This window comes from Sphingobacterium zeae, assembly GCF_030818895.1.
Classification (GTDB): Bacteria; Bacteroidota; Bacteroidia; order Sphingobacteriales; family Sphingobacteriaceae; genus Sphingobacterium; species Sphingobacterium zeae.
The window spans coordinates 3,434,191-3,450,622 of sequence record NZ_JAUTBA010000001.1; the positions used below are offsets into that span (position 1 = coordinate 3,434,191).

The window sequence follows — 16,432 nt, forward strand, 5'->3', positions numbered from 1 at the left end:
ACTGTGTTCTTACAGTACTTCTTCAATAATTGCAGTTAGAAAAATATTATACACATGAAAAAAATAGGAATTACGTTTTCTGCTTTTGATTTGCTTCATGCAGGTCACATTAAGATGCTCGAAGATGCCAGAGAACAATGCGACTTTTTGATCTGCGGATTACAGACAGATCCTACGCTCGATCGCCCAGAAAAGAATAAGCCGACCCAATCTGTCTTTGAACGCTACATGCAGTTGAAAGCGTGCAAGCACGTTGATATGATTATACCATATGCTACCGAACAGGACTTGGAAGATGTATTACGATCGTTCAAGGTTCATGTTCGCATTTTGGGAGATGAATATATGGATAAAGCATTTACCGGCAGAAAGTATTGCGAGGAAAAAGGCATACAACTCTATTTCAACAGAAGGGAAAATAGATTTTCGAGTTCGTCTTTACGGAAAATTATTGCATCCAAAGAAAAAAACAACAAAGGTGCTGTAGTGAGTATAAACGAAGCAGCAAGTTATGCTTTGAAGCGGATAAATGCATAAATTAACAATTAACATATGATGATAGGTATTATATTTGGGGTATTCGACATGTTGCATGTAGGCCATATTGTTGCTCTTCAGGAAGCTAAGAGTCAATGCGATTATCTTATTGTAGGTCTTAAGACAGACTCAAAAGCACAAGAGAATGATACTCATGATGCTGCACAAACTATGGTTGAGAGGTTTATAAAATTAGAAGGCTGCCACTTTGTTGACGAAATTATTCCATATGAGTCTGATGATGATATTACTGATATGCTTCAGTCCCTTCCTATACATAAATACTTTATAGGCGAAGAGTATAAGGCTTTAGATTTTTCAGGGAGAGATTATTGTGTTTCAGAAGGAATTGAAATTCATTACACCAAAAACAAAAATAGGTTTTCAAGCCAATCACTCCGAAAAATTGTAAGTGAAAAAGAGATAGAAAAGGCAGAAAAAAATTTTAACACAAATTTAAAATGTCATACTGCTAATCACACAACTATAACTTCTTCTTGAAAAATAGCTAAACTACTTGTTCGGCAGGGTGCTAATTATCAGCGTTCTCTTAGTAGTCAGAAAAATTGACATAGGTGTGTATGCCAACCCATGTAGCATTCTTCCGTATAGCATGATGACTTGAATCTATTAGCAGCAATTCACAGTTTTATAGCAGGCCCGAATTGCTGCTATTCAGTATAGTTTTTTATTAAAGCGTACCGAATAGTTTATTTCTTCTATGTAACTATTTCCTTGACCCGATCAATTTAGTAACTGTTGATTATTCTTATCGTATTTTCTCAACAGTGCGAAGGGAACCGATATTAACACTATATACGTTCACTTTACCAGCCACATCAAACTTTCTTAAATTAGTAATCAATTTAAGAGTGTTCGATACTTGTTTACTTATTAAGTATATGAAATTAACGATCTAATTACGTTGTTTACTAACCTATCAGCGTATAAATACCATAGATAAATTCGTTTGGCGATAAAACGCTACCTGGAAAAGTTTTATACGGTTTTATTTTTCAGATGTTATTGAGCAATGGAAAAGATAAAAGCATCTATATCCCTCATAATCAGAATACGTGAGTGGCTTTAAGTATAAATCACATTCCCCGTGATATTTACTTGAAGATAGTGCAGAGGCTTATGAATAGACATTTTTCACAAAAAACTGCACTGTTGTTGTGATGTATGATCAGTATTCATTAAGATTATTAAATAACAATATGCAACATATCGAAATAAATTCATTTTTTAGAGAAAAGAGAGGTTTGCTCAAAAATTTCGCTTCACAATTCACCTCAGATCCTGAGATTAAGAATGATCTCATACAGGACACCATGGTTAATGCATTGAAATCAATTGAAAAGCTGATGCATAATCCAAAAGTAGGTTCTTGGTTATACGTTATCATGCGAAACATCTATATTAACCATTATAGAAAAACGAAACGAACTGAAAACTATCATCACGAGTATGCGTCCCTTGCAATGAATGAATCTACTTCGACAAATGCAAGTACAACTAAGTTTATTTTAGATGATATTCAAAAAGCGTTGGGTCAACTTTCTCATGAAAATTATGAGATTTTCAATATGTTTTTGGAAGGATTTAAATACTATGAAATCGCGGAATATATGAATATGCCTGAAGGAACGATCAAAACACGTATTCATTTTATTCGCAAAACGATGAAAAAGCAACTTTCGGTATATCATTAATGGACTATCCTTAATTAAAACCTTCATTAAATTATAAAAACGAAAACTATTTAAGGATAAATCTTGTTATTTAAAAAACTTTACTAAATAAAAATATTATGATTTCAAACAAAACATTATTTGCATCCCTAGCCGCTTTAACATTATTAGCATCATGTAATAACCAGACGCCACAGGAAAAGGCAGCTGAAAATATGGAACATGCGGAAGAAAAAGCGGCAGATGCCAACGAAGAAGCGATGAAGACTTCTGAAGATGCTGCTACAAAAGATGCCGAAGCAGTTGTTTATTCGGATAAAGCAGCAGCAAACGCTGCAATAGCTTCAGTCGCTGCGCCTGTTTTATCTAATGATAAAGCCAAAGAGCTCTATACTAAACTGGGAAAAACTTGGGTGGAACGTATCAATGCTGAAACTGCTGACAAAGCATTAGATAAAGAAAAATCGCTGTTAGATATCAAAAATGAAATTGAGAAAAGTGTTGCCGACGGTAAAATATCAGCTTCGGATAAAGATAATATCATGAAATATCAATCGGACTGTATCGCTGCAGTAAAAGCTGCTCTTTAGTACGGCGGAGAAATAAAAACAATAATTTTGGTATCGGGGATGTCTTGCAGATTGGTCTCAATTGCAAGACATCCCATTTTTATGATAAAACGAAGTTTAATTTATGCAATCATCTATCGCCATTTGATGAACTTTCAACTGCTTCTAGGAGGTCATTGATATCAAAGGGCTTCGCTATAAAACGGTTAGCTCCTGCTTGAAATGCCACATCTTTTCCATCCTTACTGGCTGATATGCATATAACAAACATTTCTTTGAGTTCTTCATGCTCTCTAATTTTTTTTATCAATTCATCTCCCGAGAGCATCGGCATCCATAGGTCTAATAAAATGACATCGGGTCTACTTTCCCTGATCACCTCTAAGGCATTAAGACTATTTGTTTCAATAATTGTGTCGTAACCCGACATTTCCAATAGCATTTGTAACATGTCAACTATTGTACTATCATCATCACAAATGAAAACCGTTTTGTTTTCCATATTTTATTTTACTACCTAATTTTGAACGTTATCTTCTCATTCATTATCCCATTGTGTTCCCTTTACTACCTGTCCCGTCTTCTATGAGTGATATTCATCAAATATAGTTCATAAATATGTTATAACGTGAAATTCTTATAAATTTACTTGGTAATCCGTAGCAGAACAAAATGCTTTGGATACAGAATTAAATTACGTTGGTAATAACTTGCTCTAATAAGTCGATCTGGCGCTCATTTATCTTTTTGGTGGCCTCTGTAAATGTAAACCAGGCGCCACGATCGACTTCAGGATAAATTTGTATCTTTCCTGATCTAGGAGGCCATTCCAATGCAAAGGTATTGCTGATGAGTTTATGCGGATCCATATCTCCCTCAATTGCCCAACACAATACTTTTTTTCCTCCTTTCTGTTGAATAGCAGACAATTCCCGAAATTTTCCATCAGGTAGATACCCTGTTTCCTCCATAAACTCTCTTTTAGCGGCAGCGAGCGCATCTTCGGTAATACCGATCTCCCCTTTCGGAATAGTCCAATGACCGTCATCTTTCTTGGCGAAATATGGTCCTCCAGGGTGTACTAAGAAAAAATAAATTTGTTTTTCAATAACTTTATACAATAATAGTCCCGCACTATAATTGAGTTTTCTAGCCATTCGTGTTATTATTTAATCTAATCCATGTAGGAGCATGATCGCTGCTCTTCTCCCATCCACGCACATCCCGATCTATACCACCTTGCGTTAACCGATCCTGTATAGACGGACTCAAAAGAATATGATCTATACGCAATCCTGCATTTCGACCATAGGCCTGCCGAAAATAATCCCAGAAGGTATACACTTCCTTGTCTGGAAAAAGTGTACGTATGGCATCTTGCCATCCATCTTTTAGCAGTAGACTGAAAGCTTCCTTAACCTCTTTTGTAAAAAGTGCATCATCGATATATTTTTCTGGCTTATAGGTATCTATCTCTTCTGGAATAATATTGAAATCACCAATCAAAATAGCCGGTGCATTCATCTGAAGAAGTGTTTTAGACCTTTTTGTCAACCGTTCGATCCAATTTAATTTGTATTCATATTTGGCCCCTGGGAGAGGATTTCCATTCGGTAGATAAATACAACATATTACAACATTTTGAATTATAACCTCCAAATATCGGCTTTGATTATCTTCAGGATCTCCGGGGAGAACTCTTGTGACTTCTTCAATCTTGTATTTCGAAAGCACCGCAACTCCGTTCCAACTTTTCTGGCCATGCCAAATGGCATGATAGCCAAGATCACTTATCTCTTTCAGCGGAAAACGCTCCTGGGGCGATTTTAGTTCTTGAAGACAAACCACATCTGGCGACTCCTCTGCCAACCATCTTAAAAGGACTGGAAGCCGCGCGTTGATACCATTTATATTATAAGTTGCTACCTTCATGGACTAAGTATGTTAATTTAAAACACAACGAGCCAAAGGTCAAAATTGTTTGGAAATTTCTGATATTATCGTATGATAAAATCTACATCCAAACATGTCTTATCAATTAATATTAGCTATTGATGTGAATGTTTAATGGCTACACAGACAAAAACAAGTTTTACTACTCTTTAAAATCTCGCTATTGATTCCGAATAATGTGTGCTTATAGTGGAAAGTTAAGTGCGCCTATTGGTTATACTATCACAAAATAGCGACACTTAAGAGAAACCAAGTTTTATTACGCTATAAATACGCAGTTAAACTGAATTTTACGGTAGTTGAATCACTTTGCTACGCTATTTCCGTTAAAAAAGTACGGATATGCCATTACACAATGGCTTTGGGTATAAATTTTGATTTATCCTCACCAAAATAATTACACTCAAAATCGCGTACTGATATGGAAAATATAGATATAAAAGCAAAAAAAATAGGATTGGAAAAGGGATATTATTTATTGCTAATGGCCATTCTCGATATTCCAGTTGAAGAGGTACAAAATACAATTAAGGAGGGTTAAGTTTTATGAAAAAAATAGCAATTATAAGTACATGCCCACCACAAGAATGTGGTCTTGCTACCTTCACCAAAGATCTTAAAGAAGGTATGGAGTTAAATCCTAGCGTTCATATTGATCTCATCGCATTATCAAAACATGGAATAGAGGATTTTGACGATTCTGTCCGCTTTGTTATCCATAGAGATCGACTAGACAGTTATCATCAAGCGGCCCGCCTTATCAATGAGGAATACGACTATTGTGTTATTCAGCATGAATTTGGGATATTTGGGGGTGCTGACGGTATTTTTATTACACAAATTGCAAACAACCTTACAATACCATTACTAACAATATTTCATACTATTTTGCAAACACCATCATTGCAGCAAAAAGAGATTATGGAATTACTGTTAGAGAAATCCCAAGCCGTTGTTAGTCTTTCACCGAAAGGAGTCGAATTATTGAAGGAGCAATTTGATCCAGCGCAAGCGGATAAAATTAAATTTATACCACATGGTGTTCCGCAATTTGATTACAATCAAGGTTTAGCAAAATACAAATTAGGTCTTCAAGACAATTTTGTAATGATGACCTTTGGCCTGATTGGAAGGAGTAAAGGATTGGAGTATGCTATAAAATCCCTTGCGGGGACTGATCTAACTGGATTCAAATATCTGATCATCGGAAAGACGCATCCTAACGTTTTGGCCCATGAAGGAGAATCCTATCGTTTTGAATTACAAAATTTAGTTCGGCAATTGAATTTGGAAGATAAAGTTGTTTTTATTGATAAATTTCTAACGGATGAAGAATTGAAAGAGTACCTCACTGCATGCGATATCTATCTATCCCCCTATCCTCACGAGCAGCAAATCAGTAGTGGAACACTGTCATTCGCTGTGGGAGCAGGTGCTGCTGTTATCTCTACACCGTATTGGCATGCTAGCGATTTATTAAAAGATGAACGCGGAATATTGACACCTTTTAATGATTTAGAGACGATGCGTGCTAATATCAATTTATTGTACTCCTCAAAACGTCTATTAGCTTGGCACCGCTTCAAAGCACGTAGTTATGGTGAGCAGACAGTGTGGAAGAAAGTAGCAAAAATGTATATCGATCTCCTTCAGGGTTTAGCTACTCCAGTCAGATCATTAGTTGATTATGAAAAATATGTCTCTTTTGACTTGAAAAGAGAAGCATAAAGCATAAAACTAAAGGTTCCCAGCAATCACTGAGAACCTTTAGTTCTTCAAAAGCGTATTTAGAATTTCTAACGCTTCGATGGTATACCTAAACTGAGCTTCCTGCATTCCTATAGTTGAGCACAACTCTATTGTTGATGTCAATAAGATCTCCTGCTTATATGCAACGGAGACAAATGCGAACAATCTGCCGTTTGATTCAGGGACTACTGTTGCGTATCCTGTTGTGGCAACCGACCAATCTGTATGAAACATCCTGCCTGCCCCTAGTGCCATTTCTTCTGTTGTTATTGGCGATACACAGTCACACCTTTCCGCTAGCGCTGCATCGACATCAAGTGTGTTAATTTTTGTATCAATTGAATAGGCTGTGATACCGCCAGCGAAAATTTCCGTTGCTCCTTCCATCTGCGAGCAGGCTAACTGCAAGAATCCTGCAGTAACACTTTCGGCAGTAGAGATACGGGTTTTAGTATTGAGTAGACTTTGTCTTACCTCCTTTAATACTATTTCTGGAAAATCTATTTGCGTCATATTGTATAATTAACTAATGTTACTGCTTAGTGGCCAACTGTATTTTTAACTTTATAATCAATTTCCACCGTTCAGCTCGCACGTGTTGCTCTAATGTGTAAATATGCTGTCGCTATTTGTTTTATGTTATTGTCCAAACTAGGGGTATTTCGCCTAAACATTAAAACTTTTCCCTAAATTTAGTAGACTTAAGACGTTCAAATCTCTTTTAAAACCAAACAGTAGTAAAGGGAATATCGTTTTTAATAAATATATTTATTTATTTTTCAACATTATTTTACCTTATAAATATGATCCAACAGTTTTACACCTACCTAAAAATTATTTCAATCTTTTTAGCTGTAGATGTATTGATTTTACTGAGAATGCGGACATTATCAATCTGGAAATCAAATGAGCTGTTTGCTAAACTAGTTTGGTGGTCATTAAGTTTGCTATCCTATCTCTCCATATTTTTCAATTTATTTTTCAAATGGAATAGTTTCGAATCAGCATGTCTGGTATTTTTTCCCATCACTTTACTGTTTGCTAAAAGTATAGTTCTGTTCTTTATCGGAATTGATGCGATATACCGCGCTTCGACTGTGTTCAAGAATCTCTTTATAAGACCTAAACGCTTATCCGACCAAGATAAGAATACACTGTTCATTACAAGATCTGATTTTATAATCAAAAGTGGTCTTGCTCTTGCTAGCGTTCCTATCGCTGCGCTTACACGTGGATTTGCTTTAAATTTATATGACTATCAAATTAAACATATCGATTTAGTTTTACCACATTTACCACAATCTTTCGATGGATTGACTGTTGCTCAGATTTCTGATATACACGCAGGAAGTCTTTTCAATCAGGATAAAGTGAAAAGAGGCATTGACTTGCTGTTGGGTGAAAATCCTGACATCATTTTCTTCACGGGAGATTTAATCAATGATTTTGCATCCGAAATGGATCATTATTTGGACGTATTCAAACAGCTCAACGCTCCCCTAGGAACATTTTCTATACTCGGTAATCATGATTATGGAGATTATCATTTCAGTAGACATCATTTTTTTGATAAAAGTCGATTGACAAAAGAACAGAACTTCGCCGAGCTTAAAAGCATTCACAGTCAATTGGGCTGGCAACTGCTTCTCAATGAATCAAAAGAACTTGTTCTGAACAATGATAAAATTACAATTATCGGCGTGGAAAACTGGGGGTTAAATAACCCTAAGAATTATGGTGACATCGATTTGGCAATGGCTAAGGTTGATAATTCATCTTCTGTCAACTTCATGCTGTCACACGATCCTTCACATTGGCGAGCTGAAATCATCCCCAAATATCCCAATATCGATGTTACTTTTAGCGGCCATACTCATGGCGGACAATTTGGTTATACCAACCCAAATTATCAATGGAGTCCAGTGAAATATGCTTACCAGGAATGGGCAGGTTTATATCGTGAAAGACAGCAGGCACTCTATGTAAATGCTGGTTTTGGCTATCTAGATTATCCGAGCAGATTAGGAATGTTGCCAGAGGTCACGATATTTCATTTAAAAAGTAAAGGTTAACATTGACACCGTTCCACTTACCATAAACCATTACCTTATACACTTCGTTATTTTCTCTCCGAAAGAATAAGATTTTACCGACAACGCTAATCTAATTTTACGTACACCATTCCAAAAAGTATCCAAAATCAGCTTAAGCATTGTTCGATAGACAATTATCTTGGTAGTTTTTCTGGACGGCGCATACGATAAGAGGTCGCTGTAATAGCGTGCAAAAAGGACTCAATATCCTTTATTTCACCTTTCGTCAGATGTAGAGGTTGCATCAATGGATCAGTTACAGGATAAAGTGGATCTTCTGCTTTCTGTTCGGTAGTAGCGGAATTCATCTGCATACCACTATTGTACATATTCAATAGCCCGGTCATATTCCAAAACAGCCCGTTGTGCATCCACGGATCGGTATTCATCACGTCGCGCAGAGATGGTGTGCGAAAACGTCCTACATCATCAGGATCCTTTGTGATCTCATATCGACCTAGATCCTGATATTTCCGTTTGTAATAGGTGAGTCCAATGTTATGATAAAGATCATCGGTAAAAAATTGACCATTATGACAATTCATACACCGCGCTTTGGTACGAAATAAATGAAGACCGCGAACTTCCTGATCAGACAATACTTTGTAATTGCCATCTAAAAACTCGTCAAAACGGCTTCGTCTACTTGTTAGTGTCCGCTGAAAGGCACCGAGTGCTTTTAGAACCTCTGGCATGGAATAATCTTCTTCACCGAAGGCCTCTATAAATAACTTATTGTATGCAGGAATAGCCTTTAACTTGGGAATCAGCTTCGTCAGTTCCATGTCCATTTCGTGATGTGCCTCAATAGGACCCAACGCCTGCTCTTCCAATGAACCTGCGCGGCCGTCCCAAAACAATTCCTTTCTTGCATAAACGTTCAGCAAAGAAGGTGTATTCCGTGTACCTTCCAGATGATCATTGCCAACGGGTACCGTAAGCTTATCTGCCCAATAAGTTTGCGGGTTATGGCAGCTGCTACAGGATAATTGATTGCTCCCTGATAGAATGGGGTCAAAAAAAAGATATTTCCCCAGCTTCACATCGGGCTTTTCCATTAAAGAAAAATAGCTGGTATCGATCTTAGGTAAAGACTTAAATTCCTTCCAATAAACCCCGGCATCTATCGATGGCTTAGGCCATTCGCTTAGTGGTCTGCGATAAAGTAATTGCAACTCATCATCAAAGGCTTGCTGTTGATCTTTCATAGAAAGCAAACCCACAAAACCAACAATAGTGGCCAATACACAAAACTGCTTTTTCATTCTCTCTTAATTATGCTTATAAACAAGTACGATAACTATCTTAATATATATAAGAAACCCCCAATTTACCCGAAAACCAATTTTTACCTGGCACACTTGAAAACGTATGGTCTATCGGCACCAAATTACCCCTACACTGATAATCCACCTGGAGCTGTATGCTCCAATTGTTCTTTGCATGATGCGTGCCCCATACCCAGGACATATTCCAGCTATTACTTGGAGCGGTGTCGTAAAGATAATCTTGATACAGTATCTGCTTCCCAAAATCCCCTGTATTCAACTCAGATACGTAGAGATTATGGCTTGGTGACCATTGTTTAGTATAGCCGATTGTTCCTATTATATTGGCCGACTGGCCGAGCCGGAATGTTCGATTCAGTCCCAGTCCCAGTTTAACTTGATCAAATTCCATTTGGTTACCACTAACACCATCTTTTTTCTCGGTCTTATACATACCAGCATGGCCTTCAAACAAATACTGATGTACGGCTAATTGAGTTTTAAACGAAATTTCATGCCGACGATAGGTGTAGTTATTTGCTAGATAACTATAATTAAAATCCTGTCCATTTTCAATTTGTCCCTGCAGCACTACTCTTAGCAATCGCTTACGATGCATCTGCCGGCTCCATAAAAAATCGATTGATCCGATATCTTTTTTATAATCATTTAAGGACAAATAGGTCTGTTTTGAGTTATCATTTCGTCTGAATGATTGTTCTTCATTTAGATAGCGACTATTAAAATAGATCTTATTCCTATCATTGGGTTTCAGCAAGATATGCGCGCCGACGCCTTTACGGTGAATGATATCGTTGTAATTGATCTCTTTTAGTCGCTCACTCGCACTTCCAAAACCGTTCATCATCCAATTGACATACAATGGGTCTTCTGTATTGGTTGTATACTTGTCATTTTTATAGCCCACGTTGACCCGTTCAGAACCATATCCCCAAATACCAGCAATATGGTAAGAAAATGTTGGCAGATTGTGACCAACACTCAATTCAAACTGCAGGTTCATGTCCTTGATATCGCCTCTTGGATCATTATTGGAGTAGTGAGAGCCTAATCGATAATCGATGTCCAGGGAAATCGGGAGCTTAGCATCGAAGAATGCTCTTTGGATTCCCGCATCGAGCTTATAGATCTCTCGACTGTATTTATTTTTTCGCAACGAACCAAAATACAATGGCGCATCGACATTCCATCGTGACTGATGGCGCAAAGCAGTACTGTCTTCTGCGGAGCGATCATATGAAAATCTCCCCCAAAAGCTAGTTTTGCGCCAATCGGTCTTCCCTTCCGTATACAATTGGGATTGACTGAGACCATCAGTTCCTTGCGCCGCCTTAAAGTCCCCTTGCCCCCTGCTGTGCCGAATACCAAATAGAGAAGATCTATTTTTGATTTCCTCAGGAATCCATACCCTATTTCGTAGGGCCATATCATGCATTATCACAAATGATGGCTGATACCAATAGGTCAAAGCTGCTGTTGAATCTAAAGAATTAGACGTACTCTGCCCGAAGACAGCGTGGTAGGCTAAGAAAGCCCCCCAAAATAACATGATGTATCTCACACTTTTCATTCAGGTATTTTTTATAAAATACCAGCTTTCCAACGAAAAAGCTGGTATTGGGAATAACCGTTTTTCATTAATCACCAAATCCAAATGGATTTGCTTTTATCGCGATAAAATCTTCTGTGGAATTATTTGTATCTATTAACTTACGAACTCCATTGTTCGTTTTTTCGGTTTTGCGAATTACAGATTGCGATGAATAGCCACCTAATGGTGCGAAAGTAAAACCTGCATCCTGTGACGCCGTCAATTTTTTAGGAATTCTCGCGTCCTTGGTGTTTGGCTGTACTTCTACGGCATCCATAATCCAACCGACAGGTAACTGTCTGTATTTTTTTGCGGTGGAAGTCGGAACACTGATGGACGGTTCCGCATAGCTCTTCAAATTCTCCACGTCTAAACGATTCGCGTGCTTAAAAATAACATAAGCATCCCGCCCTAAATTATCCAATATCCAGTCATTCCCCGCATAATCCAATATCTCCACATTGGGAACAGCCGGATTGTCAATATCTGTTGCAAAAGGAGTTTTGCCAGGGATATCTCCAAAATAAACCTCAAAATTGGCTTTACTCAGGTCTACTGTAAGATCCGGATTCTTGATGGCTACTTCTTTTCCATTATTACCAACAAACGGTGCTTTATGGTTTAGCGCATTTTGCGCAATTACAATGCTTTTGCCAGGTTCCACTGGATAGGTCTTTCCATTGCCAGGAATCATAAATAAATCTCTTAAGTAAACATAGTCTGTATTTGCTGATTCGTAGCCGCCCATTCCTGAAGATTTACGCCAGTCCAATTGGCCATTGGATTGATAGTAATCGGATTGACTGGTCGGAGATTGCCTTCCCCATAACCGGCCAAAGTAAAGACTATCGGCATATAAAACACGTTCTGTATTATTGTAAACTTCAAAAAACTGATCCCTGAATACCGCTCCTTCTTTATTATCAGAACCTGCATAGTAAATCTGCTTGATGACAAAGTCGCCCAATAGACCTGCAACCAATTCCATATCCAAAGTCGTAGAACTGGTTAAACTGATTTTTTTCAGCGAAGCATTGAATGTCACGTCCTCAATACTTGATTCTCCTGTCAAACTGTTGTATTGTGCTTTGGGTATCGTAATAGAAGCATCAATATCATATTCACCCGGTATAATAGAAGTCAGGTTGACCACACCTTGGGACGAAGAATATGTAGCACTGGTTTTTGTTGCCAGATTGGTTATCTTAACAATAACCTTGCTTAAGTCCAACTTGGTATTAAAATTTTCAGAAGCATATTTTAAATTCAGCTTAATATCCAGCGGTTGTACACCGGGTGTATTATCTTTTTTACAGGAGATAAAAGGTAAAAAGAGAAAAGGAATTAAGTAACGAGTTTTCATTGTGTTTAGTTTTTATGTTAAAATTTATAAGTCAGTTGGGCGCCATAGTTGGGAGATGAATTTGGGGCTTGTACTGAAGAGGCTCCTTCCCTATAAAAGCGCGGTTGGTAATCCAGAAAATTATAGACGTTAAATGACAGGTAAATATTCTTGCCTATTTCCTTGGCCATATTGAGACCAAAGTTCCAGTAGACGTAGTTGTTTTCAATATTTACCAAGTCAGCTTCATTTTTCCTTGCTGTGTATAATTCGAGATGCTTCGGATTTTTTATATCAAATTGATCAATGGTATGATACGTATAATCACGTGTATAATATCCTACAGGAATAATATCTCGGTAATTAGATTTATTGTAGTTTAATAATTCACAGTCTGCACTCAGTTCAATAATCAAACGCAAAGCGGGAAAATGAGTTGAACTTCGTAACTGCGCTCGACTTAAATAGTTCTTGGTAGATTTGGACGGAAAAAATCCAAGGATAACGTCATCTAACGCTGTCTTTTCGGCATTAAAATTCAAACGGCTCAGCGCACTGGAACTAGAATTGGCTAGGGTAAATGCGGCAGTAGCGGAGAAAGTTGTCATAATCTGTTGAATTCTAGGTGTAGAATACATGACTTCCGCACCAATATTGGACGATTTATTACTATTGGCAAAGTACAGATTGGACATTAAATAGCTTCTCGTCCCCGTCTGTTCAACTATTGGTTTACCCCCGGGCACCGCAGTAGCCGTATAAGTAGGCAAGTCAATGAGTTGATCAGCCGTAACCGTGTTGATTCCGCGCGTATTTTTCTTATAGAAAAGATTCGTACGTAGCTGATGCCCATTCTTATGCCATGAAAACGATGATTCCAGCGTTTGCCCTACACTACTTTTGAGATTGCTATTATCTTTTTCATAACGCCGCAAGTAAATTAATGCCATACTTTCGTCAACCTTACCATTATAAGAGTTGAGCAATATAATTTCATCAAAAGTAGGCCCGGGATATAGTTGTGCTAATCCAGGAGATTTGAAGGATAAGCCGTATGCTAGCCCAATCTGAGTTGATTTAGAAAGTGAATAATTGATGTTTGTTCTTGGAGAAATGGATGAATGACCATTCATAAGATCCCAGCGAACGCCCGCCCGCATGCTAAGATCCCTTCCCCATACTTTGGTCCGCATGGCATCCTCGGCATACAAACCCAAGTTTTGCAAAGCGTTTGTTAATGAAAAATCATAATACCTATCCGATCTTGCCCCAAGATCCTTCTTTGGAATAGAAGGATCTGCAATTCGCCCCTTTCCACGATTGATGTCATAGCTATAGTTACTTCCAAAGTTTATCTTATGGATAATATCGCCTATAATGACGATCGCATTTCCTTCCAATCGGGCATTTAAATTCAATGGCCTATTGTCCACATGATCCAGAGCAGTATACTGACCAGGGGCGTATTGTCCTTCTACAATTCCAGTTTGCACAGAATCGGTATAGAGCACGACTGCATCATTATAGTAATACTCACGATAGGTTTTCTGCAGTGTTGAACTTAGTCCTGCATTGAAACTGATACTTTTAAGGAATTTATGATCCAAATTGTAATTGGTCCGACTAGCAGCATTCCAGCCCCAGCCACCAAAAGAAATGGCATTCGAGAGTGGGTCATCCGGATCCTTTCGTACCTGATCAATAACTTTATTGTAAGATCCTGAAAAAGTCTGTTTCAGACGCTTATCTGTGCCAAAGTAGTTTGTCCAGATCAAAGTCCCATTCACGCGGTCGTATTGTTTCAGCTTGTCTCTATTATCTGCGTAAGATTGCACATAACCTAAATCCAGGTTAATTGTCCCAAGCTTTTTTCCCAGTGACATTCCCTTGGACAGACTATATGAAGTTGCATTACTCCGAACTTGAAGCCTAAAAAAAGCCGGGGTCTTGCCTGCCTGCCTTTCGATGATAACGGCACCATTTGACAAATCGCCATAACGTGCTGGTGCTACGCCTGAAATAACTTCCAAATGTTCGATATTTTCTATCGGAATCTGACGCAAATCCAGACCGCTGAACACATTTTCTCCGGAATAGAATTTTCCTGTTGTGGGGCGGCCTGTTAAACCATAATCTGAAGGTCTAATTGCATTCGTTGAGGAAGACATGCCAAATATTCCTGCATTCCGCCCTTGCATATTTCCATTGTTGCCCAAAACCATGTCATCCATTATAATAGCGACACCAAATGAGTTATTTAATTCATTAACCTCGCGCGAGCGCCCTGTAGTCGCACGAAAAGCACCTCTCAAAGTCAAATTTTGCATCTCCTGCACAGAAGGGGCTGTATTCTTCCGGTTTGGCAATCGGTTCAAAAGATCATTTAAACTAAGCGCTGGATAACGTTCAATCATCTCGCGATCAAACACAAGTGAAGAGTTGCTCAACTCCCCTCTCTTTGCCTGCACCGCAACTTCATCAAGGGCGAGATTCATATCCTGCAACAAAAAATTTTCAATCTTCTTTATCGAATCCAGCAAGACTGTTCTTTCAACCTTTTTCTTACCGATATAGGAAACCGACAAGATAACAAATTTGCCAAGCTGCTCTTTGGGGATGGTTAAACGATATTCACCACGGTCATTAGTAATACTTGAGAGTCCCAGTTGATTCAACATCACGGTACTTCCCAATAGTACATTCTTATTACTATCAGTGATCTTTCCCTGGATGTATATTGACTGTCCATGTGCATTTGCAGCTGTACAAATCAAGATGAAACTAATCCAATAGAGCTTTTTCATAAGTAAGAATAAAAATGCATAAAGAAGCACATTTATTTAAAATAATTCTAAACAGTTACAAATGTAAGGTATTAAAACCTATTATTTAGAATTATTTTTAATTATTCTAAATAATATCACGCATAAACGATTACAGTAAAACACAAAAACGCAGAAAGCAGTAAAACGGCACCCAATTGGCTCACCTAGATTAATACTTGGATTAATACTCGGCCATCCGAAATCGGCTCACTATGACATCGTTTCAAAGAACGCTCCTCTTCCCCGATCGATCTGCATAATAAGTGATAGTTTTGTTGCGTAATTGATTGAACAACTGTATTTTTACAGTGGTGAAAAGATTTTTTCTTTACATATTTCTATTTTTGGTCACTGGAGAATCAACGATGCTGCCCCAGCTGGCAAAACTGCGCAAGCTGTATCAGCATTTTACAATCCAAAATGAGATAGGTCCGCCCATAACCTTTGTGGAATTCTTTCCATGCATTATTGGGGCCAGGATCTTCCTGACAACGATGAGCAGGAAGACATGAAACTGCCCTTCAAAAAATATGATCTAACAGCATTTTCATTTGTCTTTGTGTACAATCATAAGATTCATTATGTCAGGCCGCATCAAGTCGCAGTGGATAGTGCTTTTGGTTTGCCTAAACCGAATAATTATTCCAGATCCTATATTTCCGCATTATTCCGTCCGCCTCAAGTCTAATTTATATTAAATCAGCATGTTAAAACAACCTGATTTTTCAAGTTGCAGGTCTTTTTTTGTCCTAAAATGAGGTTTGCAAGATTTCTTATAATTTAGATTTTA

General features: G+C 37.9%; 15 protein-coding genes. 7 read left to right on the forward strand and 8 right to left on the reverse strand.

Features of this window, described 5'->3' with window-relative positions:
• Nucleotides 1-54: 54 nt before the first annotated feature.
• From QE382_RS14475 to QE382_RS14490, 4 genes are all read left to right on the forward strand, one after another.
• A complete protein-coding gene (locus tag QE382_RS14475; RefSeq protein ID WP_307186523.1) occupies nt 55-537 on the forward strand; it encodes an adenylyltransferase/cytidyltransferase family protein in 483 nt (160 codons plus the stop codon).
• A gap of 15 nt (nt 538-552) precedes the next feature.
• Nucleotides 553-1,038 carry an adenylyltransferase/cytidyltransferase family protein gene (locus QE382_RS14480; RefSeq protein ID WP_307186524.1) on the forward strand — a complete coding sequence of 162 codons (486 nt, stop codon included), beginning with the start codon at nt 553-555 and terminating at the stop codon, nt 1,036-1,038.
• A gap of 719 nt (nt 1,039-1,757) precedes the next feature.
• Nucleotides 1,758-2,252, forward strand: coding sequence for an RNA polymerase sigma factor (locus QE382_RS14485; protein ID WP_307186525.1), 495 nt, complete (start codon nt 1,758-1,760; stop codon nt 2,250-2,252).
• A gap of 98 nt (nt 2,253-2,350) precedes the next feature.
• On the forward strand, nt 2,351-2,821 hold the full coding sequence (locus tag QE382_RS14490) for a hypothetical protein (RefSeq protein WP_293952737.1): 471 nt from the start codon (nt 2,351-2,353) through the stop codon (nt 2,819-2,821).
• A 109-nt stretch (nt 2,822-2,930) separates the two neighbouring features.
• Here the strand turns inward: QE382_RS14490 and QE382_RS14495 are convergent, their stop codons facing one another.
• The 3 genes from QE382_RS14495 to xth all read right to left on the reverse strand — a co-directional run bounded on the left by QE382_RS14495 (nt 2,931) and on the right by xth (nt 4,732).
• Entirely contained in the window at nt 2,931-3,302 is a 372-nt protein-coding gene (locus tag QE382_RS14495; protein ID WP_307186526.1) for a response regulator, read from the reverse strand.
• A gap of 187 nt (nt 3,303-3,489) precedes the next feature.
• Nucleotides 3,490-3,957 carry an NUDIX hydrolase gene (locus QE382_RS14500; RefSeq protein WP_307186527.1) on the reverse strand — a complete coding sequence of 156 codons (468 nt, stop codon included), beginning with the start codon at nt 3,955-3,957 and terminating at the stop codon, nt 3,490-3,492.
• Nucleotides 3,950-4,732, reverse strand: a complete 783-nt coding sequence (gene xth / locus QE382_RS14505) for an exodeoxyribonuclease III (RefSeq protein WP_307186528.1) — start codon at nt 4,730-4,732, stop codon at nt 3,950-3,952. The genes QE382_RS14500 and xth overlap by 8 nt, the downstream gene beginning before the upstream one ends.
• A gap of 567 nt (nt 4,733-5,299) precedes the next feature.
• Between xth and QE382_RS14510 the strand changes: the two genes are divergently transcribed.
• A complete protein-coding gene (locus tag QE382_RS14510) occupies nt 5,300-6,481 on the forward strand; it encodes a glycosyltransferase (RefSeq protein WP_307186529.1) in 1,182 nt (393 codons plus the stop codon).
• Nucleotides 6,482-6,520: 39 nt separating this feature from the next.
• Here the strand turns inward: QE382_RS14510 and QE382_RS14515 are convergent, their stop codons facing one another.
• Nucleotides 6,521-7,015 (reverse strand): CinA family protein, encoded by a 495-nt coding sequence (locus QE382_RS14515; RefSeq protein WP_307186530.1) that lies wholly within the window; start codon nt 7,013-7,015, stop codon nt 6,521-6,523.
• A 290-nt stretch (nt 7,016-7,305) separates the two neighbouring features.
• On the opposite strand from QE382_RS14515, the gene QE382_RS14520 reads away from it, so the two are divergent.
• Nucleotides 7,306-8,574, forward strand: coding sequence for a metallophosphoesterase (locus QE382_RS14520; RefSeq protein ID WP_307186531.1), 1,269 nt, complete (start codon nt 7,306-7,308; stop codon nt 8,572-8,574).
• 155 nt (nt 8,575-8,729) lie between these two features.
• Here QE382_RS14520 and QE382_RS14525 read toward each other — a convergent pair whose 3' ends face one another.
• From QE382_RS14525 to QE382_RS14540, 4 genes are all read right to left on the reverse strand, one after another.
• Complete coding sequence (locus QE382_RS14525) at nt 8,730-9,860, reverse strand: cytochrome-c peroxidase (protein ID WP_307186532.1); 1,131 nt, start codon at nt 9,858-9,860, stop codon at nt 8,730-8,732.
• A 40-nt stretch (nt 9,861-9,900) separates the two neighbouring features.
• Complete coding sequence (locus QE382_RS14530) at nt 9,901-11,454, reverse strand: DUF6850 family outer membrane beta-barrel protein (RefSeq protein WP_307186533.1); 1,554 nt, start codon at nt 11,452-11,454, stop codon at nt 9,901-9,903.
• Between the two features lie 67 nt (nt 11,455-11,521).
• On the reverse strand, nt 11,522-12,838 hold the full coding sequence (locus QE382_RS14535; RefSeq protein ID WP_307186534.1) for a DUF4876 domain-containing protein: 1,317 nt from the start codon (nt 12,836-12,838) through the stop codon (nt 11,522-11,524).
• Between the two features lie 17 nt (nt 12,839-12,855).
• Nucleotides 12,856-15,621 carry a TonB-dependent receptor gene (locus QE382_RS14540; RefSeq protein WP_307186535.1) on the reverse strand — a complete coding sequence of 922 codons (2,766 nt, stop codon included), beginning with the start codon at nt 15,619-15,621 and terminating at the stop codon, nt 12,856-12,858.
• A gap of 481 nt (nt 15,622-16,102) precedes the next feature.
• Here QE382_RS14540 and QE382_RS14545 point away from each other — a divergent pair, with 481 nt between their 5' ends.
• Entirely contained in the window at nt 16,103-16,330 is a 228-nt protein-coding gene (locus QE382_RS14545) for a hypothetical protein (protein WP_307186536.1), read from the forward strand.
• Nucleotides 16,331-16,432 lie beyond the last annotated feature (102 nt).

Bases quoted from the DNA above. Each gene is read 5' to 3' on its own strand.
- QE382_RS14495 (WP_307186526.1), bottom strand. From the start codon at position 3,302: ATGGAAAACAAAACGGTTTTCATTTGTGATGATGATAGTACAATAGTT.
- QE382_RS14510 (WP_307186529.1), top strand. From the start codon at position 5,300: ATGAAAAAAATAGCAATTATAAGTACATGCCCACCACAAGAATGTGGT.
- QE382_RS14475 (WP_307186523.1), top strand. From the start codon at position 55: ATGAAAAAAATAGGAATTACGTTTTCTGCTTTTGATTTGCTTCATGCA.
- QE382_RS14535 (WP_307186534.1), bottom strand. From the start codon at position 12,838: ATGAAAACTCGTTACTTAATTCCTTTTCTCTTTTTACCTTTTATCTCC.
- QE382_RS14520 (WP_307186531.1), top strand. From the start codon at position 7,306: ATGATCCAACAGTTTTACACCTACCTAAAAATTATTTCAATCTTTTTA.
- QE382_RS14500 (WP_307186527.1), bottom strand. From the start codon at position 3,957: ATGGCTAGAAAACTCAATTATAGTGCGGGACTATTATTGTATAAAGTT.
- QE382_RS14490 (WP_293952737.1), top strand. From the start codon at position 2,351: ATGATTTCAAACAAAACATTATTTGCATCCCTAGCCGCTTTAACATTA.
- QE382_RS14545 (WP_307186536.1), top strand. From the start codon at position 16,103: ATGCATTATTGGGGCCAGGATCTTCCTGACAACGATGAGCAGGAAGAC.
- QE382_RS14525 (WP_307186532.1), bottom strand. From the start codon at position 9,860: ATGAAAAAGCAGTTTTGTGTATTGGCCACTATTGTTGGTTTTGTGGGT.
- QE382_RS14540 (WP_307186535.1), bottom strand. From the start codon at position 15,621: ATGAAAAAGCTCTATTGGATTAGTTTCATCTTGATTTGTACAGCTGCA.
- QE382_RS14515 (WP_307186530.1), bottom strand. From the start codon at position 7,015: ATGACGCAAATAGATTTTCCAGAAATAGTATTAAAGGAGGTAAGACAA.
- QE382_RS14480 (WP_307186524.1), top strand. From the start codon at position 553: ATGATGATAGGTATTATATTTGGGGTATTCGACATGTTGCATGTAGGC.
- xth (WP_307186528.1), bottom strand. From the start codon at position 4,732: ATGAAGGTAGCAACTTATAATATAAATGGTATCAACGCGCGGCTTCCA.
- QE382_RS14485 (WP_307186525.1), top strand. From the start codon at position 1,758: ATGCAACATATCGAAATAAATTCATTTTTTAGAGAAAAGAGAGGTTTG.
- QE382_RS14530 (WP_307186533.1), bottom strand. From the start codon at position 11,454: ATGAAAAGTGTGAGATACATCATGTTATTTTGGGGGGCTTTCTTAGCC.